Source organism: Blastococcus sp. PRF04-17, assembly GCF_023016265.1.
Classification (GTDB): Bacteria; Actinomycetota; Actinomycetes; order Mycobacteriales; family Geodermatophilaceae; genus Blastococcus_B.
This window is the reverse complement of record NZ_CP095412.1, coordinates 3992358-4016327: the sequence shown is the minus strand read 5'-3', so window position 1 is coordinate 4016327 and position 23970 is coordinate 3992358. Positions and strand designations below refer to the sequence as shown.

The following is a 23970-nucleotide window of genomic DNA, read 5'->3' as shown; positions in this document are numbered from 1 at the left end:
ACCGTCGCCGCGGTCTCAGGGGCGCAGGTCGACCACGGTCCGCCACTGCTCGCGAGGCCCCGCGGTCTCGGCGACCAGCTCCCCGTAGACCGCGGCGACTCGGTCGGGATGGATCTGCTGGTCCTCCCCGACGAGCCCGCGCACGGTCACCGTCGCCACGTGGATGCCCTCGGGCGCCAGCGCCTCGGCCTGCACCTCGACGAGGGCGCGCAGGGCCGCCTTCTGGACCCCGAGCGTCGCCATCGACGGGATCGGCCGGTCCGCCGAACCACCACCGGTGGCCAGCACCGTCCCCGACCCGCGCTCCCGCATGCCCGGCAGGACGGCCTGCACCGCCGCCTGCAGCCCCGCCGCCCCGGCCGCGAGGTCGGCGAGCAGGTCGTCGGCGGACAGGTCGGCGACGGCGACCTGCCGCCCGACCGACACGTTGTAGAGCAGGACGTCGACCGGCCCCAGCTCCTCGGTCATCGCGCGGACGGCGACCGTCAGCTCCCGGGGCCGGCCGGCATCGGCGCCGGCCTCCTCCACCCGGACGCCCTCGTGGCGGAGGGCGGCCCGCAGGTCGGCGAGCGTGCTCTGCCCGCGGGACACGAGCGAGACGGCGAAGCCCTGCCGTCCCAGCAGCCGCGCGGTCGCCGCCGAGATGCCGGTCCCGGCACCGATCACCAGCAGATGCCGCACGCCGGGCCTCCTGTTCAGGGGTTGAGACCCAGCGCCTTCATGCGCTCGGTGTGGGCATGCGTGATCCGCTCGATCAGCCGCGAGACACCGGCCAGGTCCCCGGTGCCGGTGATGATCAGCTCGGCCAGCCCGTCGTGCTCGGCGATCACGGCCTGGGTCTGGGTGATCGCCTCGCCGACGAGGCGCCGTCCCCACAGGGACAGCCGGCCGGCCACCTTCCGGTCTGCCTTGATGGCCGCCCGCACCTCGCGGACGGCGAAGTCCGCGTGCCCGGTGTCGGCCAGCACGTCCAGGACCAGCGCGCCGTCGGGGTCGGGCAGGAACGAGGCGATCTCGCGGTAGAAGTCCGTGGCCAGGCCGTCGCCCACGTAGGCCTTGACCAGCCCTTCCAGCCAGGTGCTCGGCCGGGTGCCCTCGTGGAAGGCGTCGAGCGCGGAGACGAAGGGGGCCATGGCGGTGCCGGGGTCGACCCCCAGTTCGGACAGCCGCTCGGTGAGCCGCCCGTGGTGGGCGATCTCCGCCGCCGCCATGCGCGCCAGCGCCGCCCGCCCGCCGAGGGTCGGCGCGAGCCGGGCGTCCTCGGCCAGCCGGTCGAACGCGGTGAGCTCCGCATAGGCGAGGACGCCGAGCAGGTCCACGACGGCCGTCTTCTCGACGGGGGTCACACGCATCTCCTGAGCTCTCGGCGGACTCCGCAGCGCGCGGCGCGGAGAGGCTAACCGGTGCCCGCGCTACCATGGGAATCGGCGAGCCCTCGGGTCCGCTGTGTATCTGTGCGCTGACGACCGCTGGACGACGCCCTCGGGCTGTCTCCCGGGCCGAGGACACTGACGCCCGGTTCTGCTGGCTGCGTTGGCGCTGGAACCGATCCCGCGACAACCACCGGGAGAGGTCCGCCGCGACGACCGCGCCGGTCCGACTCCCCCGCAGACGACAGGCGAGAGCACTGACCTCCATCGAGAACGCCCCCACCACTCCCGAGATCGACCACGCCGAGACCGGCGCGCCCGCGCCCGAGGAGATCGAGTCGCAGGTCGAGCAGCTCGGCGGCGCGCCCGTCGCCGACGACAGCCCGCTGTTCAGCGACTTCGACGTCCACCCCGACATCGTCGCCGCGCTGGCCGAGGTAGGGATCACCCGCACCTTCGCCATCCAGGAGCTGACCCTCCCGCTCGCGCTGGCCGGCAACGACCTCATCGGCCAGGCGCGCACCGGCACCGGCAAGACCCTCGGCTTCGGCGTCCCGCTGCTGCAGCGCGTCGTCCCGCCGGCCGAGGGCGGCGACGGCGTGCCGCAGGCCCTGGTCGTCGTCCCGACGCGTGAACTGTGCGTGCAGGTCTCGCGCGACCTCGCCGCCGCCGGCGCCAGGCGCGGCATCCGCGTGCAGGCCATCTACGGCGGGCGCGCGTTCGAGCCGCAGGTCTCGTCGCTGCAGGGCGGCGTCGAGGTCGTGGTCGGTACGCCCGGCCGGCTGCTCGACCTCGCCCAGCAGGGCCACCTGATCCTCGGCAAGGTGAAGGTCCTCGTCCTCGACGAGGCCGACGAGATGCTCGACCTGGGCTTCCTCCCCGACATCGAGCGGATCCTCGCGATGGTCCCGGACAAGCGGCAGACGATGCTGTTCTCGGCGACGATGCCCGGCCCGATCGTGACGCTGTCGCGTTCGTTCATGACCCAGCCGACGCACATCCGGGCGCACGGCAACGACGAGGGCTCGACGGTCCCGCAGACCACGCAGTTCATCTACCGGGCGCACAACCTGGACAAGCCGGAGCTGCTCTCCCGCGTGCTCCAGGCCCGCGACCGGGGCCTGGTCATGGTCTTCTGCCGGACGAAGCGCACCGCGCAGAAGGTCGCCGACGAACTCGTCGACCGCGGCTTCGCCGCCGCCGCCGTGCACGGCGACCTCGGCCAGGGCGCCCGCGAGCAGGCGCTGCGCGCCTTCCGCAGTGGCAAGGTCGACGTGCTGGTCGCGACCGACGTCGCCGCCCGTGGTATCGACGTCACCGGGGTCAGCCACGTCGTGAACTACCAGTGCCCCGAGGACGAGAAGACCTACGTGCACCGCATCGGGCGCACCGGCCGCGCCGGCTCGACCGGCGTCGCGGTCACGCTGGTCGACTGGGACGACATCCCTCGCTGGCAGCTGATCAACAAGGCGCTCGGCCTCGACTTCGAGGACCCGCCGGAGACCTACTCGACGTCGAAGTGGGTCTACACCGACCTCGACGTGCCGGAGACGGCCGGCGGGCGGCTGCCGCGGTCGCAGCGGACGCGCGAGGGGCTGGAGGCGGAGACCCTCGAGGACCTCGGCGAGACCGGCAAGCGCAACCGGCCCGCCGGCGGCGGTCGTGGTGAGGGTCGCGGCCGTGGGGGCACCCGTCCCTCCGGCGAGCAGCCCGGCGACGGCGAGCAGCCCGCGGGCGGCGGCAAGAGCCGACCGCGCCGGCGCACCCGCGGCGGTGGCGCCGCTGCCGCCGGTGGCGAGGCAGCTCCGGCTGCCGACGGTGCCGCGTCCGCCGAGGGCGGGGCGTCGCGTCCGCGCCGTCGTCGCCGCCGGGGCGGGGCCGGCCGTGGCGGTGGCGGCGGTTCCGAGTCCGCCGCCTGATCCTGCCGTGCCCCGGCTGAGCCGCCCGCCCCTGCGGGTGTGGGTCTGGACGGCGGCCACCCTGGCACTGGTCGTCGTCGCCGCCCTGCTGTGGCGGGGGTCCGACGCCGCGGCGACCGAGAGCACCACCGCGGCGCCGGCCGACGTCCCTTCCGGGACGCCGGCCGGTGCCGTCTCGGAGGCGTGGTCCGCCGAAGGCGGCGCGATGCCGGAGACGGTGGTGCAGAGCGGACGCGTCCTGGTGACCACCGCGCACGGGATCCGCGCCCTCGACCCGCTCACCGGCGAGGAGGCGTGGCACTACACGCGGAGCAACGCCCGGCTCTGCGGCGCCACGGTGACCGACGGTCTCGCGGTGGCGGTGTTCGCCACCGGGGACCGCTGCGACGAGGCCGTGGCGCTCCGCGCCGGGACCGGGGTGCGCGCCTGGACCCGCAGCCTCAGCCTGCGCGGGGACGCCCGGCTGGACTCCACCACCCGCATCGTCCTGGCGACCAGCCCGACCGGTCTGGTGACGCTCGACCCGACGGGCAACAACATCCGCTGGCGCTACGCCCCGCCCCAGGGCTGCCGGCTGCTCGGCGCCGACGTGGGCAACGCCGGGGTCGCGGTGCTGCTCGAGTGCGCCGACGACGACGCCGTCCAGCTGCGCCTGCTCGACGGCTTCCAGGGCGACGAGCACTGGGCCCGGGATCTGCCCGCCGCCGAGGGCGCCGAGGTCCGGTTGCTGGGCGCCGACGGCCTGATCGGCGTCCTCGTGGGCGACGAGGTGCAGGCACTCGCGCCCGAGGACGGCGCGCTGCGGGCCCGCCTGCCCGCCTCGGAGGACGCCGCCCAGCTCACCGTGGGCGCCGTCGCGCTGTTCCGGTCCGGCGGCACCCTCTCGGCGCTGGACGCGGTCACGGGCGCGCCGCGCTGGGAGTCGCCGGCCCTCGGCCTGCCCGCAGCGGCTCTGGTGGACAAGGACGACGCCACGCCCGGGGCGCTACTCGTGCCCGACGCCGAGGGCTTCGCCCACCGCGACCCGGCCACCGGGGCGGAACTGGCCCGCTCGTCGGTCGACGGCCTGCCCGAGGGTGGGGTCGCGACCGGCATCGGTCCCGTGGTCGTGTACCGGCTGCCCGACCGCGTGCTCGCCTACCGCTGACCCTCCCCCGCCGTGCCGAACTGGGCGCTCAGGAGTGCAACTCGACCACATCGCCACTGCTGAAGGAGACGAGCCGCACGAGGTGCGGCTCGGGCTCGTCGTCGAGAGAGAACACCGTGGTGGTGGGCGAGCAGTCGGCGGACACCGGCTGACCTGGAGACGCTCCGGTTCTCACCTCGACGAACACCGTGTCGGACGTCAGGCGCGACGCCACGACCTGTGGCGCGGGGCTCGAGCTTCCCCACGTCACCACCGCCAAGCGGTCACCAGCGAGAAGCCATCCGGCACGACACGGCGGTCGCAACCCGGGCTGCAGTGCGCTTCGCAGGAGAGGCTCCACGTCATGGTCGATCCCGACGCGCTGGTCGACGATCCGCATAGGCCTCTCCGAACCCGTTGAGCGCACCGACCGGCTCGTGCCACCGACCTCGCGCACTTCCGAATGCCATCGTTGGACACCTTCGGCCCGATTGGTCGCTCCGGTGACAGGGATCGCTGCGGCGACGACGACCGACGGATCCGGCAGACCGAGCGCTGCTCCACCGCACGATGTTCACTGGGGACATGGTCATGCCCGGTACGCCCGAGTTCAGCGTGCCCCTCGCGATCGCCCCGGACGACCTGCGCCAGCTGGCCGCGCACGATGCTGCGCACCGGACCTTCGAGGGCGGCGCCGGGCCGCTGGTCGCGCTGGACACCGGCGGAGAGGCCGTGCGTGGGACGGCGCTGATGGTCGCGGGCTACACCGGCAGCAAGGAGGACTTCGCTCCGCTGCTCGCGCCCCTCGCCGGGGCCGGCTACCGCGTGGTGGCGATCGACCAGAGGGGCCAGTACGAATCGCCGGGTCCGGACGACCCGACGGCCTACTCGGTCGACGAGCTCGGTGCCGACGTGCTCGCCGTGGCCCGGGTGCTGCGCGGGGAGACCGGCGAGCCGCTGCACCTGCTGGGCCACTCGTTCGGCGGCCTGGTGACGCGCGCCGCCGTCCTCGCCGAACCCGGCCTGTTCACCTCGTTCACGCTGCTCGGCTCCGGGCCGTCGCGGCTGACCGGGCGGCGCGCCGACCTGCTCGACCATCTCGGGCCGCTGCTCGAGGCGGGCGGGATCGCGCTGGTCCACGAGACGCTCGAGCAGGTCGCGATGACCGATCCAAAGGCGCAGGCCGTGCCACCGCCGACGCGGGCGTTCTACTCCCGGCGGTTCCTGAGCAATTCCGAGGCCGGTCTGCGCGGCATGGCCGACGCCATGCTCAACGAGCCGGACCGGGTCGACGAACTGGCCGCCGTCGGCATCCCGCTGCTGGTGGCCCACGGCGAGGCGGACGACGCCTGGCTGCCCCACGTGCAGGCCGAGATGGCCGAGCGCCTCCGTGCGCGGCACGAGGTCATCAACAACGCGATCCACTCCCCCGCGGTGGAGAACCCCGGGCGCACCCTCGAGGTGCTGCTCGACTTCTGGGCGGAGGCCTCGACGCGCTCATGACCGACCGGCCCGCACTCGCTCCCCTGCCCTCGCCCGACGAGTGGACCGACGAGGAGGACCGGCTCGGGTTCTTCGGCCCGGACAGCGTCACCTGGCGCATCCACACCGACCCGAGCTATGCGGTCGGCGGGCTGCGCGCCCTGATGCTGCAGGCGCTGCACCCGGTGGCGATGGACGGCGTGGCCCGCAACTCGACCGGCTTCAAGGACGAGTGGTGGATGCGGATGACCCGCACCGGCCAGTACGTCGAGACGCTCACGTTCGGGACTCGCAGCGAGGCGCGCCGGATGGCCGCGCGGGTGCGCGGGCTGCACCGCAAGCTCTCCGGCGTCGAGGAGACGACCGGTCGCGCCTACCGGGTCGACGACCACGACCTCCTGCAGTGGGTGCACAACGGCGCGGTCGACTCGCTCCTCTCGACGGCCCGCCGAGCCGGTCTGCCGCTGTCGGACGAGCACGCCGACGCCTACGTCCTCGAGCAGGCCGCGGCGGCCCGGCTGGTGGGCGTGCCCGACGACCTCGTCCCGCGGACGGTCGCCGACCTCGACGCCTACTTCGAGCAGATCCGTCCGCAGCTGGCCGTGACACCAGCAGCGTCGCAGGGCGTGCGCCGGTTGTTCGTGCCGCCGATGAAGGGCTGGGTGCAGGTGCTGACGCCCGCGCGCCCGGCGTGGGGCACGTTCGTGTCCCTGGGTTTCGCCACCCTCCCCGGCTGGGCGCGGCGGATGTACTCGATGCCGGGGCTGACCCTCACGGACACGGCCGCCACGGCGGCGCTGCGAGGCTTCCGCACGGCGCTGCTGGCGGTGCCGGACCGGTGCGGTGGTCGCCCGTCGTGCGGGCCGGGTTCGAGCGGGTGGCCGCCGAACCCGCTGCCTGAATCCGCTGCCTGAGTCCGCTGCCTGAACGTCAGACGTGCGCCTCGTCCTCGGCCAGGAAGCTCCACGTCTCGCGGGCGGGCGCCGCGGCCTGGCCGGTCGGGCACGACGGCCGGAAGTCGCACCAGCTGCACTGCTGGCCGGGTACGGGCGGGAACGCGGCGTCCGGGTCCTTCCCCGCCCTCACCGACTCCGTGGCCGCCGTGATGTCGACCGCGATGTCCTCGGCCCGGCGGATGTGGTTGGCCAGCGACCGGTCGGTGTGCTCGAAGGACGCGACGGTGCCGCTGGGCAGGTGGTGCAGCTCGACGCGGCTGCACGGGCGGCGCAGCGTCCGCCGGACGCCCAGCACGTAGGCCGCCAGCGCCGGTGATCCGCGCGCCTCGTCGTCGGTGCAGACGCTGCGGCCGGTCTTGTAGTCGACGACGACCAGCTCGTCCCCGCGCTGGTCGATCCGGTCCACCCGGCCCGACAAGGCCAGCCGCTCGGTCGTGGCGCCGACGGTGCGCTCGTTGCCGACCGGCTCGTCGGTGGGATCGAGGGTCGCGACGTACTCGGTGAGCCAGCCCGCGGCACGGGCACGCCAGCGCTGCGACTGCTCCGCGTCCCGGAAGCCGTTCGGCGACCAGGCCGAGTACAGCAGCTGGCGCGCCGCGGCCGTGGTGCGCCGCTCGACCGGGAGGTCCCACCACGAGCGCAGGGCGGCGTGCACGGCGGCGCCCACCGTGTTGTGCGCCCAGGCCGGACCGCGCGCCGGCGGTGGCCGGTCGACGTAGGCGAAGCGGTAGCGCCGCGGGCAGTCGGCGAAAGCCGCGAGCTTGCTGGGGGTCGCCGAGAAGAGCCGGCGCGGCATGCCGGGCATCTCGAGCTGCGCGCTCACCGTCGGATCCCCACGCGCGTCACGGTAACGGGGCGGTCCGACGATTCCCGGTCAGTCGCGATAGGGCGCGCAGCCCGTCCCGGCCGCGACGATCGCCTCGAACTGCTCCGGATCGGTGGCGCAGGCGCCGATCGGCGTCGTCTTGTTGGTGCCGTGGTAGTCGCTCGAGCCGGTGACGATGAGGTGCAGGTCGGCGGCCAGCGCGCGCAGGTGGGCCCGTTCGTCCTCGGCGTGGTCGGGGTGGTCGACCTCGAGTCCCAGCAGTCCCGCCTCGACCATGGCCACGACGGCGTCGTCCCCGACCACCCGACCCCGCTTGGTGGCCAGGCCGTGGGCGAAGACCGGCACGCCACCGGCGGCGCGGACCAGGGCGATCCCCTCCCGCACATCGGTGTCGGCCTTGCGCGCGTAGTAGGGGCTGCGGTGGTTCAGGAGGGTGGCGAAGGCGTGGTCCACCGAGTCGACGACGCCGGCAGCGACGAGGGCGCGGGCGATGTGCGGGCGCCCGACCACCCCGCCCGCGGACCGTTCGACGATCTCCGCCCACTGCACCGGGTACCCGTCGGCGGCGAGGGCCTCGACGATCCGCTGCCCGCGGGCCAGTCGCTCGTCGCGCAGGCGGGCCCGCTCGGCGACGAACGCCGGATGCAGCGGATCGAAGAGGTAGCCCAGCAGATGCACGCTGATCGGCGGCTGGTCGGCGGGGAACCACCGGCAGGACAGCTCCATGCCCGGGACGACGGTCAGCCCCGGGGGGCGCGTCTCCTCGGCCACGGACCATCCGGCGGTGGTGTCGTGGTCGGTGAGGGCGACGACGTCGAGCCCGGCGGCGCGCGCGGTCGCCAGCAGCTCGGCCGGGCTGTCGGTGCCGTCGGACACCGTGGAGTGGGTGTGCAGGTCGATCCGCATCGGCGCTCAGCCTGCCGCACCGGACCGGTGGGCACCCGTTCGGGCGGTCACTGCCGCGGGGGCAGATCGCGGATCGGCTCGGTGTCGCGCCGGCCGTCCTCCGGAGGAGGCGGCCCGGTCTGCGGTGGTGGCGGCTCCGGGTTGCCCTCGTCGTCGCCGCTCGACGCGGCCCCGCCCCAGTCGGTGCTGAAGAGGAGGGCGCTGACCCGCCGGTAGAGGACGTCGGCGCCGGGCAGGAACGTGATCTCCGACAGCGCCTGCTGCTGCCCCGCGGACTCGAACCGGAAGGTCCCGTAGCCCAGCAGCTGCCCGAGCAACGTCTCCTTCCACGTGAGGTCGGTGATCCGGCGCAAGGGGAGCAGGGTCACCGTCCGCACGATGACGCCGGAGGTCAGCAGCACGCGCCGCGTGCTGACGATGAAGTGGCGCATCCACCACTCCCCCACCCGCAGGCCGTAGTAGACGAGGGCGGCGACGAGCACCAGGAGGCCGGCGGAGCTGGTCACCCGGTTGTCGGGGTCGAACAGCAGCAGCCAGCCGCCGGCGACGACGACCGGGAGGAACTTCACGGTCGGCTCGATGAGCACCGCCCAGTGCCGCCGGGTGGCGACCACCGCGGTCTCCTCGGGCAGGAGGTACTTCTGGACATCCTTGCTCGCCCGGGGAGGCAGTGGCGGCAAGGGCTCCCGTCCGCTCACCTCGCGGCTAGACGAGGTTCTCGACGAAGGCCGCGAGGGACGAGGCGGCGTCCCCCAGGGCCTGGCCGGCGTTGCGGACGAGCTGGGCGGACTGCTCCGGCGCCTGGATCACGTAGAAGACGACGAAAGCGACGACCAGCCAGGTGACGACCTTCTTGAGGTTCACCGCCACCTCCGGGGGTGCGCTCGTGCGGGCGGGCCCGGAAGAGCCCGCTGGGACAAGGGTCCACCCGAGTGCGGCGGACTGCTTCGTCCCATGGGTAACAGATGTCCCACCCGTCGCATCGGCGGCGCGCCGATCATGAACGGAGCCGGTCGGGTTCCGATGGTCACCGGCCCGGCAGCAGGTGCTCGCTCGGCGGTCCCAACGGCAGGTCCGGGTAGATGCGGTCGCGCAGGTCGATCAGCTCCAGTTGCTCGGCGAGCAGCCACGCGGCGTTCATCGGCCACATGACCAGCCACAACCACACGCCGTACGCCTCGCCCACGAACGCGGCCCGATCGTCGGAGGTGGGCACCGCCCAGAGTGGCGCGCGCTGCCCGGCCGCCTTCACGTCGACCGAGGACGGGCCCTCGATGACGTCGCCGGGATCGAGTCCGGGCAGTCCCGCGTAGCCGCAGCCCACACCGGTGCCGGGCTCCTCGGCCACGAGCACGAGCTCGGCCGACCCGCCGAGCGGGGCAGGACCGGCGCAGTCGACGACGATCGCCCGGGCACCGGGCTCGCCGCCCCACGCCATGCCGGTGACCGACCAGCCCACCGGCATGGGGTCGGGCACCCACGCGGGGACGCGGGCGTCGGTGGTGACGGCGGTGATGGCGTCGTGGGCCACGAGCACCGTGTGGTGCAGCGGCGTGACCGCTCCGTGCACGTGACACCAGGCCTGAGCCGGGGATCCGTGCCGGACGACCAGCTGCTCACCACAGCGCGGGCACACCGGCGAGACGCTCATCGGGCAACACCGTGCTGTGACGGCCCGGAGTAGTCAAGCGCAGCGCATCCGCTCGACTGCGATGCGTGGGTGCGGCGTGGCTGCGGGTGGACGGTGCGTAGCCTCCCGCGCATGACCCGGCCCAGCGGCCCGCCCGTCGTGCCCTGCGTCGGCGCGGTGGTGCACGACGCGGCCGGACGGCTCCTGCTCGTCCAGCGCGGCCACCCGCCCCATGCGGGACGGTGGTCGCTGCCGGGCGGTCGCATCGAGCCGGGCGAGACGGCCGAGACGGCGGTCGAGCGGGAGGTCCGCGAGGAGACCGGCCTCGTGGTCCGTGCCGGCGCGGTCGTCGGCCGGGTGCGGATCCCGGGGGACGGCGTGGTGTACGACGTCGTGGACCTGGCCTGCAGTCCCGTCCCGGGCAGCGAGCGGCCCGTCGCCGGGGACGACGCCACGGCAGTCCTCTTCGCCGACGCCGCCACGCTCGACCGGCTGCCCTGCACGCCCCTGCTGGTCGAGACCCTGCGCAGCTGGGGGGTCGCCCCGCGGTGAACCGCTACCGGCATCAGCGCGGCGTGGGCTCCGGCCGGCCGGGCTGCTCGCCGCCGCGGGACTCCCCGTAGGAGCGCTTCGGGACCATGACCTTGCGCCGGAAGATGCACACGACGGTGCCGTCCTGCTTGTAGCCGATGGTCTCGACGTGGACGATCCCGCGGTCGTCCTTCGACTTCGACTCCGTCTTGTCCAGGACCGTGGTCTCGCCGTAGATCGTGTCGCCGTGGAAGGTCGGCGCGACGTGCCGCAGCGATTCGATCTCCAGGTTCGCGATGGCCTTGCCGGACACGTCCGGAACGCTCATGCCGAGCAGCAGCGAGTAGATGTAGTTGCCGACGACGACGTTCCTGCCGAAGTCCGTCGTCTTCTCCGCGTAGTTCGCGTCCATGTGCAGCGGGTGGTGGTTCATCGTGATCAGGCAGAACAGGTGGTCGTCGTACTCGGTCACGGTCTTGCCGGGCCAGTGCTTGTAGACAGCCCCGACCTCGAACTCCTCGTAGTACCGACCGAACTGCATCTGCGTGCTCCCGACGTCGACGAAGCCGGGCACGGTGCCCGGTGCAGCCGGCCGTCCCGTGGAGGGCGGCCGGCCGCACCGCGAAGCACCGGTGACCCGCCTGAACGGGTCGTGATCCTACGGGCGGGCCCGCGGCGCGCCCGACGGGCGACCTACGCCACCCGCGCGGTCACAGCATCGAGCCGATGCGGGCCGCCATCTCGGCCTCGTGCTGCTGGTACGAGCCCGCGACGTTGGTCAGCAGCGTGCCCATGCCCGTGAGTGCGTCGCTGACGCCCTGCGCCGAGAGCCGCCACTGCTCGTACAGCTCGGTGAACCGCAGCGCGGCCTGGCTGTCGGTCCAGCCGTCCAGCACCGACATGTTGATGCTGCTGGACAGCGCCGCGTGGCGGCCGGCGGTGTCGGCGGCCTCGGCGCGGCACTGCCCCGCCATGTTCTGCAGGGTGGCGATGTCGACCTTCACGGGTCCTCCTCGGTCCGGGTCCCTCCCGGTCCCGGCGAACGCTAGGCCGACCGCCGGCACCGCGTCGCCCGCCGTCCACAGGGCCCGGCCCTGTCCACAGGTTGCGGCCCGGCCCACCCCGGCGCGGTGGATCTCGGTCACGATCTCGCGGTGATCGACACCCCCGGGGCTCCGACGGCCAGAGCTGCACGGTGCTGGACGCTGTGGTGCGACGGAGCGGCCGTGGACGTCGAGGTGACGGCTGCGGACGTGGACACCGTCGAGGCCGTGCTGCCCGCACTGAGCAGGGTGACGGGGTCGACGGTGACAGCTCTGTGGAAAGGGCCGGTCCGGCTGGCCGGCGACCTGCGCCTGACATCGCCGCACCTGGGGCACGGCGCCGTGCTGGGCTGCGACGGCCCGGCACCCACTGCCGCGAACAACCACTCGAGTCCGCTGGAGCTGCAGGTCGTGGGCGGTCCGGCGGCCGGGCACACCCACCCCCTGGCCCTGGGGCGGCACGAGGTCGGCCGCGCGGGCGACGTCGCCGTGCGCATCGACGACCCCGATGTGTCCCGGCGCCACGCGGTCGTCGAGGTCGGCAACGGCGCCATCACCGTGGCGGACCAGGGCTCGACCAACGGCAGCCGGCTCGACGGCGTCGACCTCGGCCGCGTCCCGGCGGTGTGGCCGGCCGACGCGGTGCTGCGCATCGGTGCCAGTTCGCTGAGGGTCACCGGGCCGGCCGGCTCACCGGCAGCGCTGGAGCCGGCACCCGGAGGGCGTCTGCGGCTGCGGCCCACACCACGGTTGACCGCCCCCGACGGTGAGGTCGAGGTGGCCATCCCCGGGCCGCCCTCTGCGCCGCCACGTCGGCGCCTCGCGTGGGTGGCGATCCTGCTGCCGGCGGTCGCCGGCGGCCTGATGGCGTGGCTCCTGGCCACTCCCACCTTCCTGTTCTTCGCTCTGCTCAGCCCTGTCGTGGGCGTGGGGACCTGGCTGTCGGAACGCTGGTCCGGCCGCCGCGCCGGGCAGCGGGAGGCCGCGACCCACGCCGCGGAGCTGGCCTCGGCGGAAGCACGCGTCGCCGAGGCGGTTCGGGCCGACCGACGGGCGATCGAGACGACTCACCCCGATCCGGCGACGGTGGCGACGGCCGCCCGTCGCCGTACCCATCTGCTCTGGACCCGGTCCGCCCGCGGGTCCGAGACGCTGTCGGCGCGCGTGGGCTCGGGGCCGGGGACGACCCGCGTGGTCCGCCGGCAGGCGGACGGCTCCCGGGCGCAGGAGACCGCGGCATCCCTGCCGGTCGTGGTCGACCTCGCCGCCCACGGCGGCCTCGCCGTTGCCGGTCCCCGGGCACGGGCGCTCGGCGCGGTGACGACGGTGCTCGCGCAGCTCGCGGTGCTGCACGCGCCGGGGGACGTCGACCTGGCGCTCCTCACCGACCCTGCCCGCCTACCCGACTGGGCGTGGGTGCGATGGCTTCCGCACCTTGGTCCGCACGCCGTTCGCGTCCAGCCGGGTGCTGCGGACGGCCCTGACGAGGCGCTGCACGCGTGGCTGACCGACCTCGTCGCACTCCGGCGGGCCGCATCCGCCGATCCGCCACGCGCAGCCGGTCCGTCTCGGGGCCGTCTCCTCGTGCTCGTCGACCGCGCCCTCCCTCCCGAACTGGTCGCCGTCCTGCGCTCGGGCCGGGATGCCGGCGTCGTGGTCCTGACGTTGGCCGACACCCCCGAGGACCTGCCGGTCCCCCTCGACGCGGTCCTCTGCCTGCAGGGGGAGACGGGGGACCAGGCGGTGCTCGGCGTCCAAGGGACGCCGGACCGGCCAGGGGTGACCGTGGACCGCATGCCCCTGGCGGTGGCCGCGGACCTGGCCCGGGATCTGGCCGGGCTGGTGCCGGCAGGCTCGGGTGGCGGCTTGCCGTCGGCGGTGCGGCTGCTGGATCTCCCCGCAGGTGGCCTGCGCCTCGACGACACCGGCCGACTGACCGGTGCGTGGTCGCACGGGCGGGACCGACTGGTCGCCGCCCTCGGCCGCTCGGCGCAGGGTCCGGTGCAACTCGACCTCGTCCGGCAGGGGCCGCACGCGCTCGTCGCCGGCACCACCGGATCGGGCAAGTCGGAGCTGCTCCAGACGCTCATCACGGGTCTGGCGATGAACCATCCGCCCAGCCGGTGCTCCTTCCTGCTGGTCGACTACAAGGGGGCGCCGCGTTCGCCGAAGCGGCGGACCTCCCGCACACGGTCGGTTTGGTGACCGACCTCGACGGTCAGACCACCCAGCGGGCGCTGCGCTCCCTCTCGGCCGAACTCTCGCGCCGTGAGGCGGTGCTGGCCCGGCACGCGGTGGCCGACATCGCCGCGCTCCCGGAAGAGGTGGAACTGGCCCGGCTGGTCATCGTCGTCGACGAGTTCGCCACCCTCGCCGAGGAACTGCCCGCGTTCGTGCCCGGCCTCGTCGGCATCGCCCAGCGGGGCCGGTCGCTCGGCGTGCACCTGGTGCTCGCCACCCAACGGCCGGGCGGCGTGGTGTCCCCCGAGATCCGGGCCAACTGCACACTGCGGATCTGCCTGCGCACCACCGACGAGTCGGACTCTCGCGACGTGCTGGGGACCACGTCAGCCGCTCATCTGCCGGTCGACGTGCCCGGCCGCGCGTTCCTCCGCTCGGGCAGCGGGGCACCGACCCTGGTGCAGGTGGCGCGGGTGGCCACGGCCCCGCAGCGCTCCGGTGAGGCGGTCCCGGAGGTCCGACGCTGGTCGTGGCCCCTGCTCGCAGCCCCGATCACCCCCTCTTCGGCGCGGGACCGGCAGAACGACCTGTCGCGGGCCCGGGAAGCTCTCATCGGTCGCGTGCGGGAGTCCGGCATCGCGCCTCCGCACCGGCCGTGGCGACCGCCGTTGCCCGACCGGATCGTCCCGGCCCCTTCCCCTGACCGGGCGAGCCCACTGGACGACGGCCGAGCGCAGACGGCGCTGGTGATCGGGCTGGTGGACCGACCGGACCGGCAGCTCCAGGAGCCCTTGACCGTCGACCTGGCCGAGGGCGGCGCCTGGCTGGCGGTGGGCGGCGCCCGCAGCGGGCGGACCACGCTCCTGCGCACCGTCCTCGGGGAGGCGGTGCACCGCCTGGACCCGGACGAGCTGCACGTGCACGTGCTCGAGTCAGGCGGGGGTTCCCTCGCCGCCGACGCCGCGGGCCTGCCGCACACCGGCACCGCGGTGGGCGGGGAGGACGCGCTCCGCGCCGTCCGACTCGTGGACCGCCTCGCCACCGAGGTGGCCGCCCGACGCGCCGGTCCGCACGATCGGCCGGCACCCCGGATCCTGCTGCTCGTCGACGGCCTCGAGGCGTTCAGCGCGCTGCTCGACGAGCACGATCCGGGACGTGGCTCGACCGCCCTCCTCAGGCTGGCCCGCGACGGCGCAGCCGCCGGCCTGACGTGTGTGATCACCGCTGACCGTGCCGTTCCGGGTGGCCGGCTGGCGGCGCTCGCCCGCCAGCGTCTCGTACTGCCGTTGCCCGATCGCGCCGACTACGCCATGGCCGGCGTTCCTGCCCGAGCCGTTCCCTCGCACCGCCCCCCGGGCCGCGCGCTGCTGGGTGAGGAGGCGACGGAGTGCCAGCTGACGCTGCCCCGCCCCCTCACCGAGGCGCGCGGCGGTCCGGTGTCGAGCCCTCCGCCGCTGCGCATCGCCGAGCTGCCGCCCGAGCCCGTGCTCACCGTGCCGGGGGCGGCACCGCCACGGTGGACGGAACGCTCCCGCTGCCGGTCGGCCCCGGCGGGGACGACGGCGCGCCGTCGATCGTGGAGCTGGCACGGGCCGGCGGCCTGTTGGTCACCGGACCGTCGGGTAGCGGCCGATCGGCGGCACTGGACGCCTTCGCCCACCATCTGCGCGCCTGCGGTGCGGCGATCCTGCGCATCGGCGTGCCGCCGGTCCGCCGCGAGGGACGGGCGGCCCAGGACGCCGTCTGGCTCGGACCGGCCGACGAGCAGGGCGTCGCCGACTGGCTGCGCCGCACCGCCGGTCGGCCGGCGGTCGTGGTCGCCGACGACGTCGGGACCCCGGCCGAGTGGCCCGCCCTCAACCGTCTGCCGGCCCTGGGAGCGGCCGACGGGGTCGTCCTGCTCGCCGCCGGCAGCGCCAGCTCCTTCTCGGCGCACTACCAGGGACCGATCGCGACACTCCGTCGGGCGCGCTCCGGTCTGCTGCTCTGCCCCGGCCCCGGGGACGCCGACCTGCTCGGCGTGCGGCTGCCGCGGACGCCGCTCCCCGTCCGCCCGGGCTCCGGCTGGCTGGTGACCGGAGCCGCCGTCGACCGGGTGCAGGTCGCCCGACGGCACGAGATCCACCTGCCGCGACCCGAGGGGCCACGGCAGGCCGTCCAGCGCCTCGGCACGGACGAACCTCAGAGGAGTTCGAGCGCCGGTCCGATCTCCTGCCGCGCGTACCAGCCCAGCTCGTGACCCTCCGCCTGGTCCACCACGAACTGGGCGTCCTCGCTGCCGAGATCGGCCTCGAGCACCACGTTCACGGCTGCGCGCACGTCGTCCTCGGCCTCCGCGTCGTCGATGTGGGCGCTGGCGACGTCCGGGAGTCCGATGTCCGAGCCGACGCGGACCGCGCCACGGTCGGTGTCGGGACCGTCCACCGGCGTGACCGACGCGTCGGGCACGTCGACGGCCAGCACGACCCGCCGCCGCGCCGCCGTCGGGTCGATGTCGATCAGCCGCAGGCTGGCGCGGGCTGCGCCGACCATCGCCGCGTACTCCAGCTCCTCGGTGTCGGCGTCGGCGTCGCTGAGCTCGTAGAACTGCCGGAGCTCCCGCGTCACGGCGAAGGCCGTGTGCGGCCCCGGCAGCGCACCGTCGTCCACGAGCGCCCGCAGGACCGTCGTGGTGGCAGGCAGGTAGATCCGCACCCGGCCGGCTCCCTTCGTCGATGAAGAGCGACCGTAACGCGCATCCGGGGATCAGCCCGCCGACTCCACCAGCTCGGCGACCTCCTGCTCGATCAGATCGGCCAGGACGTCGACGTCCCCGACGCTGTCCCGCTCGGCGTTCAGCCCGAAGAAGACCCGGCCGTCGTAGCTGGTCATCCCGATCGAGAGACCCTGGCCACGGGCCAGGGGCACGACCGGGAAGACTTCCAGCATCCGGCTGCCGGCCGCGTACAGCGGCAGCTGCGGGCCCGGCACGTTGGTCACCACGAGGTTGAACAGCCGGCGGGACAGCCCGCGGGCCGCCCGGGCGCCCAGAGCGTGCAGGGTCGGCGGCGCGAAGCCGGTGAGCGCGATGAGGCTGTCAGCGCCCACCGACTGCCCGTGCTGGGCGATGCCGCGCATGGCGTAGCTCAGGCGCGTCAGCCGGACGCGGGGGTTCGGCTCCCCCACCGGCAGGTCGACGAGGTAGGAGGAGACCCTGTTCCCCGCGACCGCCTCCTCGTCCTGCATGGACACCGGCACCAGCGCACGGATCGCCGTGCCCCCGACGACCGGCTCGCCCCGGGACAGGAGCCATTCGCGCAACGCCCCCGTGACCACCGTCAGCAACACGTCGTTGACCGTGCCGCCGTGCGCCTTGCGGACCTCCTTGACGTCGTCGAGATCCGCTCGGGCGACCGAGACCCGACGCTGACGACCGACGGGGGCATTGAGCGGGCTGTGCGGCGCGGCGAGCAGGGTCTTGCGGGCCGTGCGCAACAGCCCGCCGGCCACGCCGCTCACCCGGGCGGCGGTCGAGCGGACGTCGGTCACCACGTCGCGGGCCGTGTCGACCACCGCAGAGGGCCGCCGGACGTACTCGTCGAGGGCCTGCCACACCAGCTCGGCGCCCGTGGGCGGCCGGCGAGGGCGCCACTCCACCGGCTCCGGCGCCGGCGCGTCCGGCTCGACGTCGAGCAGCACCTGACCGATGTCGATGGCGCTGAGCCCGTCGACCAGCGCGGGATGGGTCTTGGTGATCACCGCGACCCGGCCGTCCGCGAGACCGTCGACCAGGTAGGCCTCCCACAACGGGCGGGTGCGGTCCAGCGGACGGGACGTCAGCCGGGAGACCAGGTCCAGCAGCTGTCCCTCGTTGCCCGGACGCGGCAGACCCGACCGCCGGAGGTGGTAGGCGATGTCGAAGTCCGGGTCGTCCACCCACACGGGGTTGGCCAGGTGACCGGGCACCTCGGCGACCCGCTGGCGGTACCGCGGCACCAGCGCCAAGCGCGCCTCCACCAGGTCGGCGAGGGCTTCGATCCCACCGGCGGGCGCCTCCAGGATCAGCACCCCGCCCACGTGCATGGGCGTGTCGGCCTCCTCGAGGTACAGGAACGACGCGTCCAGCCGGTTGAGCCGCTCGACCATCGGTCTCCTCGGGATCGACTGTGGGTGGTGCTCACGCTACGGCGCGGACCAGCCCCGCACCCCGCGGAGCCGGGTCGTCAGCCGGCCCTGCGGTCCCGACGGACGCCACGGCGGCGTGGCGGCTCGCTCACCTCGGCGACCTCGGCCGCGAGCGACCGCAGTGCCAGTCGCAGCGGCGACGACGGCGCTGCCTCGGCCAGGGTGCGGCCGGAGGCCAGCGCGGCGTCTGTCGCGCGACGGTCGGCGGGCAGGAAGCAGCCGACGCCGTGGCCGGCGAAGCGCTCGAGCGCGTCGCCGATCTCGCGGCGGGCGTCTCCGGGCACCGGACCTCGTCGCACCTGGTTCACCACCAGGAGGGGCTCGACCCCGGGGAGGACGTCGCGCAGCTCCCCGAGCGCGCGGATGCTGCGCTGCAGGGCCACGGGGTCTGCCCCGCTGACGCAGAGCACGGTGTTTGCAGCCTCCAGGACCGCCAGGGTGACCCCGTTGCGTCGAGGTGCCGCCGTGTCGAACGACAACTCCTCGTCGTCCTCCACGCTGAACGAGCAGTCGACGACGGTGACCTCGGCGAGCCGGCGGGTCTCCTCGAGCACCGCCTCGACCGCGCGCGGTCGCAGTTCCGGCCAGCGGTCGGCCCGCGACAGACCGGTCAGCACCCGCAGATGGGGACGCACCGCCCAGGCCAGACGCACCAGTCCCGCCCCGTCGAGCTGACCGCCGGCCGCCAGCCGGGCGGCGCCGGCCAGCCCCGGGGACTCGTCGAGCAGACCCAGCATCTGGGCGATCACGCCCCCGTACACGTCGGCGTCGACCAGGATGGAGGAGACGCCGAGCCGGGCCATCTCGTCGGCCAACCCGACCGCGACCGTGGTGCGACCCGGCGCTCCCGTCGGGCCCCACACGGCGACCACTCGGCCCCGTCCGGCGGGTCGGTCCTCCGGCTGCTGGGGAGCACCGAGCACCGGGAGGGCCGACCGGGTGTCGGCGACGTCCCGGCCGGCCGACGTCGTCCCGACGACCGCATCACGCAGCGCGGCGGCGATCTCGTCGGGCTCGGCGTCGGCGGGCAGCACGCGCACGACCCCGAGCTGCCGGAGCCGGTCGGCGGCCCGCTCGTCGCCCGGCTCCACCAGACCGACGACGGCCACGCCGGCGGCCTCCAGGCGGGCGATCGCGTCGCTGTCGAGCCGGCGGAGCTCGGCGGACAGCAGCGCCGCCTGACCGGTCCCTGTGGCGGCCACCGCCAGCAATTCGGAGACGTCGACACAGCGACGCACGACGGTCACGCCGTGGTCGGCGCGGTCGAGGGCGCCGACCAGCTCGGACTCCCAGGCCGCCCCGGTGACCGCGGTGAAGACCTGCAGCGCCATCAGTCGGCCGGTTCCTGCTCGGTGGCCGAGTCCTCGCCCGCCGTGCCCCCGGGCGGGTCGCCGACGACACCCCGGTCGGAGGCGCCCACGTCGACCGAGCCGTGGACCACCACGACCAGCGGCCGACCGCCGATCGAGGCGAGCAGACCGGCGGCGTCGCCGGCCGCGACCGCCACCACGACCTGCACGGTGGTGCTGGGGGTGGAGAGGACGCCCTCGCTGCGGCCCGAGATGGCCTGCACCGGCGCCATGCGCACGACCGTCCGCACACTGCCGTCGGCCACGCCGGTGGCACCGGCCGCGGGATCCGCCACGGCGAAGACGTCGACGAGCTGACCCCGCCGGAGACCGGGCGGGACGAAGCCGGCCTGCACCGGCAGGGCGATCTGCACCAGCTCGTCCGGCTCCTCCAGAGCCGTCCGGGGCAGCAGCTCTCCCGCTCGGACCGCGCGGGAGAGCATCCGGCCCTCCGGCCGCGTGCCGGCCGAGAGGTACGCCTCAGCGGCCCGGTCGAGACGCACGTCGACGGAGACCAGGTCGGCACTGGTCAGCTCCGTGCCCGGGGCGAGATCGCCGGCCGCGGCCCAGACGGGAACGGTGGCGTCGGCGGCGCTCACCACCCGAGCCCCGAGGAGCACCGAGCCGAGGACGAGCAGCACACCCAGCCCCAGTCGCAGATCCAGCCAGCGTGGCGGTCGCACGCGCCGGGGCACCGGACTCGCCGGCACCTCCTGCCCGGCCGTCGGGGCGCCCGATGGACGGACGGCGGTCACAGCCACGCTCACCTCTTCCAGCACGTCCTCGGCTGAGCCGGCGACAGGGCGTGTCGCTTCGCGGACGGCACAGCAGGACGGGTTCGAATGCAGATGATGCGTCAGGCGTGCATTGGGGCGCACTCGCCATCCACACGTTCGGGTGTGGATGGCCGCCACGTTGCCCCGATCGGGCTGACAGACTGTCGCGGACCGGACGGAGAAGCCCGAATGCCCACGCCCCGCTTCCTGACCCTCGACGACGTCGCGGAGATCCTGAACGTCTCCTGGTCGCAGGCCTACGCACTCGTGCGCCGCAAGGAACTGATCGCCATCCAGATCGGCGGTCGCGGCCAGTGGCGCGTGGAGGTCGACGAGCTCGAGCGCTTCATCCAGCAGAAGTACGCCGAGGCGCGCGCCGGAACGCTGCCCGAGGAACCGGCCGTCGCCGAAGCCGCCGACGCCGGTCCCAATTCCGCGGGCTGACCCTCAGCTGAGCCCCGGGGGCGCCGTCCGCACGAGCGCCACGGCGTCGAGCAGCACCGCCCGCACGCCCTGCACCGCCTCCGCCCGGCGCGGCTGGTCGGTCGGGTGCTCGGCCAGCTCCACGTAATCGGCCCCCACCCGGTCGAAGGTTCCGGCGAGCACGACACCGTCGTCGAGGACGACCTGCACCGGGCTGCGGTCGCGCACCAGCCCACGTACCGCTCGACGCAGGTCCAGGCGGTGCCACACGGCGGAGGCCGGCTCGGGCAGCGCCGTCCGCCGCCCAGACCGCCCACGGTGCGCACGGCGCGCATCGCGATCAGGTCCTCGCGGCCGCCGTCCTCCAACAGCACCCAGTCGACGCCCACGTCGGTCAGCACCCCGGTCAGCTGACCGGCTCCCCGGCAGCCCAGCGTCACCGACGAGCCGATGGCTCCACGCAGCCGCTCGGCCAATCGGACCGAACCGACCTCGGCGCGGGTGCGCGAGGCCGACTCGCTGTGCTCGGCCGATGACTCCTCGGCCTCGAACTGCGCCTGCAGATCGGCGAACAGCTGCTGCCACCGCATCGCTCCACCTCCGCCTGCGAGCGTAGATCCTGTCGTTTTCTTGCATTTGCTTGTATTTGCTTGCAATAGTGCCCTCGTGCTATCGAGAGGAGGTCCGATGTCCCTGCTCCGCCTCGCCGTGACGTCGGCGGTGATGGCGGCCACCGCAGTCGTCCTGGCCGCCCTCACGCCCGACGTGTCCGACATGGCCCGCGCCGTGGCCGCGCCGCAGCGCACCACCGACACGGCCGGCCCCGACCAGCTCGTTCTGGCCGCAGCCGGTCTCCTGGCCTGGACGGTCTGGGCCTGGGGGTCCCTCGGCCTGACCGTGACCGCGGCGGCCGCTGCGCCGGGTCTGCTGGGCAGTGCCGCCCGCGTGCTGCAGCACGGACTGCTGCCCCGCGGCGTGCGCCGCACCGCCGCGCTCGCCCTGGGCATCGGCCTGGGCGCGACCGGCCCCTTGCTCGTGCCCGCCGTCGGGCTGACGCCGCTGCCCGCCGCCATCGCGGCACCCGCCGACGGAGTGCCGGACTGGCCGTCACCTGCTCCGGTCACCGGGGTTCCGGACTGGCCCGCGGCCAACACCCACGACGACCGAACGCACCTCGTCGTGCCCGGGGACTGTCTCTGGCGCATCGCCGAGGGCCGACTGGTCGACCACGTGGGCCACCCGCCGACGGACGGTGAGGTCGCCGCCGCGGTGGCCGGCTGGTGGGCCGCCAATACCGGCGTCATCGGGTCCGACCCCGACCTGCTCCTCCCCGGTCAGGTGCTGCGTCCACCGCCCTGACCGAAGCGCCCTCGAACCGCTCGTCCCGCCACTCTCGTCCCCTGGGAGCTCCGATGTCCGCCCCGTCCCCCACCACCCCCGCGGCGGCAGCCGCCGGTCCCCACGCCCTCGACCTGGTCGTGGTGCCGACTCCGCAGCCACCGCTGCAGGACGAGCGGATCCCGGTCCGGCTGGTCCGTCCGGGCGTCGCCTCGCCGCGGCCGGCGCACCGCCCCGGCCCACGTCCGCGCAGCGGACGCCCGGATCAGCTCGACGACTTCGGCCCGGTCCTCTCCGGACGCGCGGACCTGCCGGACGCCCACCTGGTCGCGCGGCGGCTCGTCACCCTCACGCTCGAGGCACTGGCGGGGCGTCGTCCCCTGAGCCAGCTGCAGCCCCTGACCTCACCGGGGGTCTTCGCCGCCCTGTCCGCCGGCCGGCGGCCCCGCTGGTGCGCCCACGGCATGTCGCCGCTGATCGTCGGCGCGGTGCGCGTCTGCGAGCCGGTGGACGGCGTCGCCGAGGTCAGCGCCGTCGCGCGGCGCGCCGGGCGCGCGCACGCGGTGGCCGCCCGCCTCGAGGGCGTCGACGGCCGCTGGCGCTGCACCGCCCTGCAGATCGGGTGACGGCCACCCGGGCCATCCGGCCGACCGGCATTCCCTAGGGTTCTCACCAGGAGGGACCAGGGGGTCCGGGTGCGCTGGGAGGCGGAATGAAGGAACAGCGGCGAGGACGCCGGATAGCGCTGACCCCCGAGGAGCGCAGCGGCTTCCTCGCGAGTGCCCGCACCTGCCGCGTCGCGACCGTGAGTGCGGCGGGGCCGCACGTGTCGCCGTTGTGGTTCCTGTGGCACGACGAGGCCATCTGGCTCTACTCGATCACGTCGAGCCAGCGCTTCAAGGACCTCCAGGTGGACCCCAGGATCTCGATCGTGGTCGACGACGGGCACGACTACCTCGAGCTGCGTGGCGTGGAGATATCCGGCCGTGCCCGCGTCGTGGGCGAGGTGCCCCGGACCGGAACCGCCGCCGTCCCCGAGCTGCGAGCGGTCGAGAACGCCTACGCGGCCAAGTACCAGGGCCGGGATACCCTGGCCCACGACGGTCGGCACGCCTGGATCACCGTCGACATCGACAAGATCGTCAGTTGGGACTTCCGGAAGCTGTCGGAGGTGACCGGTGCCCGTCCGGAGTGACCGCCGGAACCACATCGGGGTCGTCACGCTCGACCGGCCTGAGAAGCGCAACGCCATGGACGCGCAGATGACCGCTGGACTCGACGCGGCACTGAACGCGCTGGACGACGACCCCGCCGTCCGGGCGATCGTGCTGACCGCCTCGGGGCGAGTGTTCAGCGCGGGCACGGACCTCGCCACGGGCTCCGGCGGGCCCACCGGACGAGGTGGCCCCTACGGCATCACCCGCCGCACGCGCCGGGTGCCACTGGTCGCGGCGGTGGAGGGGCCGGCACTGGGCGGGGGCTTCGAGATCGTCCTCGCGTGCGACCTGGTGGTCGCCTCGACCTCGGCGAGCTTCGGCCTGCCGGAGGTGTCCCGCGGGGTCGTCGCCACGTGCGGTGGGCTGTTCCGCGGACCGCGCGCGCTCCCGGTCAACGTCGCCACGGAACTGCTGCTCACCGGTGAGCCGATCGACGCGCGGCGAGCGCTCGACCTGGGCCTGGTCAACCGGCTGACCGACGAAGGGGCGGCATTCGACGCGGCGCTCGCCCTCGCGGAGCGCATCGCGACGAACTCCCCGGTGGCCGTGCAGGCGACGCTGCGCTCGATCCACGTGCACACCGCCGCAGCGGACCACCTGGGCTGGCTGACCACCGACGACGCGACCCGCGCAGTGGTCGCCTCACCCGACCGTGCCGAAGGCAAGCGCGCATTCCTGGAACGACGCGCGCCGGTCTGGCAGGACCCCTCGGGCTGACGTCACCACCCGACCC

The 23970-nt window shown here is 74.5% G+C and carries 27 protein-coding genes; 12 read left to right on the top strand and 15 right to left on the bottom strand.

The annotated features are described in order from the left end of the window. Positions 1-15: 15 nt before the first annotated feature. Complete coding sequence (locus MVA48_RS20415) at positions 16-681, bottom strand: SDR family NAD(P)-dependent oxidoreductase (protein ID WP_246982965.1); 666 nt, start codon at positions 679-681, stop codon at positions 16-18. Between the two features lie 14 nt (positions 682-695). Then, positions 696-1352, bottom strand: coding sequence for a ferritin-like fold-containing protein (locus MVA48_RS20410; protein WP_246982961.1), 657 nt, complete (start codon positions 1350-1352; stop codon positions 696-698). Positions 1353-1417: 65 nt separating this feature from the next. Between MVA48_RS20410 and MVA48_RS20405 the strand changes: the two genes are divergently transcribed. Together MVA48_RS20405 and MVA48_RS20400 are read left to right on the top strand one after the other, a co-directional pair. After that, positions 1418-3289 carry a DEAD/DEAH box helicase gene (locus tag MVA48_RS20405; protein ID WP_246982960.1) on the top strand — a complete coding sequence of 624 codons (1872 nt, stop codon included), beginning with the start codon at positions 1418-1420 and terminating at the stop codon, positions 3287-3289. A gap of 7 nt (positions 3290-3296) precedes the next feature. Next, on the top strand, positions 3297-4436 hold the full coding sequence (locus MVA48_RS20400) for an outer membrane protein assembly factor BamB family protein (RefSeq protein WP_246982959.1): 1140 nt from the start codon (positions 3297-3299) through the stop codon (positions 4434-4436). A gap of 28 nt (positions 4437-4464) precedes the next feature. On the opposite strand, the gene MVA48_RS20395 is transcribed toward MVA48_RS20400, so the two are convergent. Continuing rightward, entirely contained in the window at positions 4465-4815 is a 351-nt protein-coding gene (locus tag MVA48_RS20395) for a hypothetical protein (protein WP_246982958.1), read from the bottom strand. Positions 4816-5000: 185 nt separating this feature from the next. Between MVA48_RS20395 and MVA48_RS20390 the strand changes: the two genes are divergently transcribed. Next, positions 5001-5918 carry an alpha/beta fold hydrolase gene (locus MVA48_RS20390; RefSeq protein ID WP_246982957.1) on the top strand — a complete coding sequence of 306 codons (918 nt, stop codon included), beginning with the start codon at positions 5001-5003 and terminating at the stop codon, positions 5916-5918. Then, positions 5915-6811, top strand: a complete 897-nt coding sequence (locus MVA48_RS20385; protein WP_246982954.1) for an oxygenase MpaB family protein — start codon at positions 5915-5917, stop codon at positions 6809-6811. The genes MVA48_RS20390 and MVA48_RS20385 overlap by 4 nt, the downstream gene beginning before the upstream one ends. Positions 6812-6827: 16 nt before the next feature. On the opposite strand, the gene MVA48_RS20380 is transcribed toward MVA48_RS20385, so the two are convergent. The 5 genes from MVA48_RS20380 to MVA48_RS20360 form a co-directional block, all read right to left on the bottom strand. Further along, positions 6828-7676 (bottom strand): RecB family exonuclease, encoded by an 849-nt coding sequence (locus MVA48_RS20380; protein ID WP_246982953.1) that lies wholly within the window; start codon positions 7674-7676, stop codon positions 6828-6830. Between the two features lie 51 nt (positions 7677-7727). Then, positions 7728-8585: a PHP domain-containing protein gene (locus MVA48_RS20375; protein WP_246982952.1), complete on the bottom strand. Its 858-nt coding sequence runs from the start codon at positions 8583-8585 to the stop codon at positions 7728-7730. Between the two features lie 47 nt (positions 8586-8632). Continuing rightward, the gene (locus MVA48_RS20370) at positions 8633-9283 is read right to left on the bottom strand and encodes a PH domain-containing protein (RefSeq protein ID WP_246982950.1); all 651 of its coding nucleotides are present in this window, start codon (positions 9281-9283) and stop codon (positions 8633-8635) included. Between the two features lie 7 nt (positions 9284-9290). Then, positions 9291-9449: a hypothetical protein gene (locus MVA48_RS20365; protein WP_246982948.1), complete on the bottom strand. Its 159-nt coding sequence runs from the start codon at positions 9447-9449 to the stop codon at positions 9291-9293. Between the two features lie 163 nt (positions 9450-9612). Continuing rightward, entirely contained in the window at positions 9613-10236 is a 624-nt protein-coding gene (locus MVA48_RS20360) for a DUF6758 family protein (RefSeq protein ID WP_246982944.1), read from the bottom strand. Between the two features lie 111 nt (positions 10237-10347). Here MVA48_RS20360 and MVA48_RS20355 point away from each other — a divergent pair, with 111 nt between their 5' ends. Then, positions 10348-10767, top strand: a complete 420-nt coding sequence (locus MVA48_RS20355) for an NUDIX hydrolase (protein WP_246982941.1) — start codon at positions 10348-10350, stop codon at positions 10765-10767. A gap of 13 nt (positions 10768-10780) precedes the next feature. Here the strand turns inward: MVA48_RS20355 and MVA48_RS20350 are convergent, their stop codons facing one another. Both MVA48_RS20350 and MVA48_RS20345 read right to left on the bottom strand, forming a co-directional pair. After that, complete coding sequence (locus tag MVA48_RS20350; RefSeq protein ID WP_246982940.1) at positions 10781-11320, bottom strand: MaoC family dehydratase; 540 nt, start codon at positions 11318-11320, stop codon at positions 10781-10783. A 136-nt stretch (positions 11321-11456) separates the two neighbouring features. Continuing rightward, positions 11457-11750 (bottom strand): WXG100 family type VII secretion target, encoded by a 294-nt coding sequence (locus MVA48_RS20345; RefSeq protein WP_246982939.1) that lies wholly within the window; start codon positions 11748-11750, stop codon positions 11457-11459. 222 nt (positions 11751-11972) lie between these two features. Here MVA48_RS20345 and MVA48_RS23830 point away from each other — a divergent pair, with 222 nt between their 5' ends. Together MVA48_RS23830 and MVA48_RS24350 are read left to right on the top strand one after the other, a co-directional pair. Further along, positions 11973-13994 carry an FtsK/SpoIIIE domain-containing protein gene (locus MVA48_RS23830; RefSeq protein ID WP_371821166.1) on the top strand — a complete coding sequence of 674 codons (2022 nt, stop codon included), beginning with the start codon at positions 11973-11975 and terminating at the stop codon, positions 13992-13994. After that, positions 13991-16045, top strand: coding sequence for an FtsK/SpoIIIE domain-containing protein (locus tag MVA48_RS24350; RefSeq protein WP_371821165.1), 2055 nt, complete (start codon positions 13991-13993; stop codon positions 16043-16045). Before MVA48_RS23830 ends, MVA48_RS24350 begins: the two co-directional genes overlap by 4 nt. A gap of 106 nt (positions 16046-16151) precedes the next feature. On the opposite strand, the gene MVA48_RS20325 is transcribed toward MVA48_RS24350, so the two are convergent. The 4 genes from MVA48_RS20325 to MVA48_RS20310 form a co-directional block, all read right to left on the bottom strand. Further along, the gene (locus MVA48_RS20325) at positions 16152-16664 is read right to left on the bottom strand and encodes a DUF6912 family protein (protein WP_246982938.1); all 513 of its coding nucleotides are present in this window, start codon (positions 16662-16664) and stop codon (positions 16152-16154) included. A 51-nt stretch (positions 16665-16715) separates the two neighbouring features. Continuing rightward, positions 16716-18095 (bottom strand): WS/DGAT/MGAT family O-acyltransferase, encoded by a 1380-nt coding sequence (locus MVA48_RS20320; RefSeq protein ID WP_246982937.1) that lies wholly within the window; start codon positions 18093-18095, stop codon positions 16716-16718. 77 nt (positions 18096-18172) lie between these two features. Then, the gene (locus MVA48_RS20315) at positions 18173-19465 is read right to left on the bottom strand and encodes an AAA family ATPase (protein WP_246982931.1); all 1293 of its coding nucleotides are present in this window, start codon (positions 19463-19465) and stop codon (positions 18173-18175) included. Beyond that, positions 19465-20250: an SAF domain-containing protein gene (locus MVA48_RS20310; RefSeq protein WP_246982930.1), complete on the bottom strand. Its 786-nt coding sequence runs from the start codon at positions 20248-20250 to the stop codon at positions 19465-19467. The genes MVA48_RS20315 and MVA48_RS20310 overlap by 1 nt, the downstream gene beginning before the upstream one ends. A gap of 198 nt (positions 20251-20448) precedes the next feature. Here MVA48_RS20310 and MVA48_RS20305 point away from each other — a divergent pair, with 198 nt between their 5' ends. Beyond that, positions 20449-20703 (top strand): helix-turn-helix domain-containing protein, encoded by a 255-nt coding sequence (locus tag MVA48_RS20305; protein WP_246982929.1) that lies wholly within the window; start codon positions 20449-20451, stop codon positions 20701-20703. A gap of 3 nt (positions 20704-20706) precedes the next feature. Here MVA48_RS20305 and MVA48_RS20300 read toward each other — a convergent pair whose 3' ends face one another. Then, on the bottom strand, positions 20707-20910 hold the full coding sequence (locus MVA48_RS20300) for a hypothetical protein (RefSeq protein ID WP_246982928.1): 204 nt from the start codon (positions 20908-20910) through the stop codon (positions 20707-20709). A 459-nt stretch (positions 20911-21369) separates the two neighbouring features. On the opposite strand from MVA48_RS20300, the gene MVA48_RS20295 reads away from it, so the two are divergent. The 4 genes from MVA48_RS20295 (at position 21370) to MVA48_RS20280 (ending at position 23954) form a co-directional block, all read left to right on the top strand. Beyond that, on the top strand, positions 21370-22041 hold the full coding sequence (locus tag MVA48_RS20295; RefSeq protein ID WP_246982927.1) for a hypothetical protein: 672 nt from the start codon (positions 21370-21372) through the stop codon (positions 22039-22041). A 53-nt stretch (positions 22042-22094) separates the two neighbouring features. Beyond that, positions 22095-22646 (top strand): Rv3235 family protein, encoded by a 552-nt coding sequence (locus MVA48_RS20290; protein ID WP_246982925.1) that lies wholly within the window; start codon positions 22095-22097, stop codon positions 22644-22646. An 86-nt stretch (positions 22647-22732) separates the two neighbouring features. Beyond that, positions 22733-23215: a pyridoxamine 5'-phosphate oxidase family protein gene (locus MVA48_RS20285; RefSeq protein WP_246982919.1), complete on the top strand. Its 483-nt coding sequence runs from the start codon at positions 22733-22735 to the stop codon at positions 23213-23215. Beyond that, positions 23199-23954 (top strand): enoyl-CoA hydratase-related protein, encoded by a 756-nt coding sequence (locus MVA48_RS20280; protein ID WP_246982917.1) that lies wholly within the window; start codon positions 23199-23201, stop codon positions 23952-23954. The genes MVA48_RS20285 and MVA48_RS20280 overlap by 17 nt, the downstream gene beginning before the upstream one ends. Positions 23955-23970: the final 16 nt, after the last annotated feature.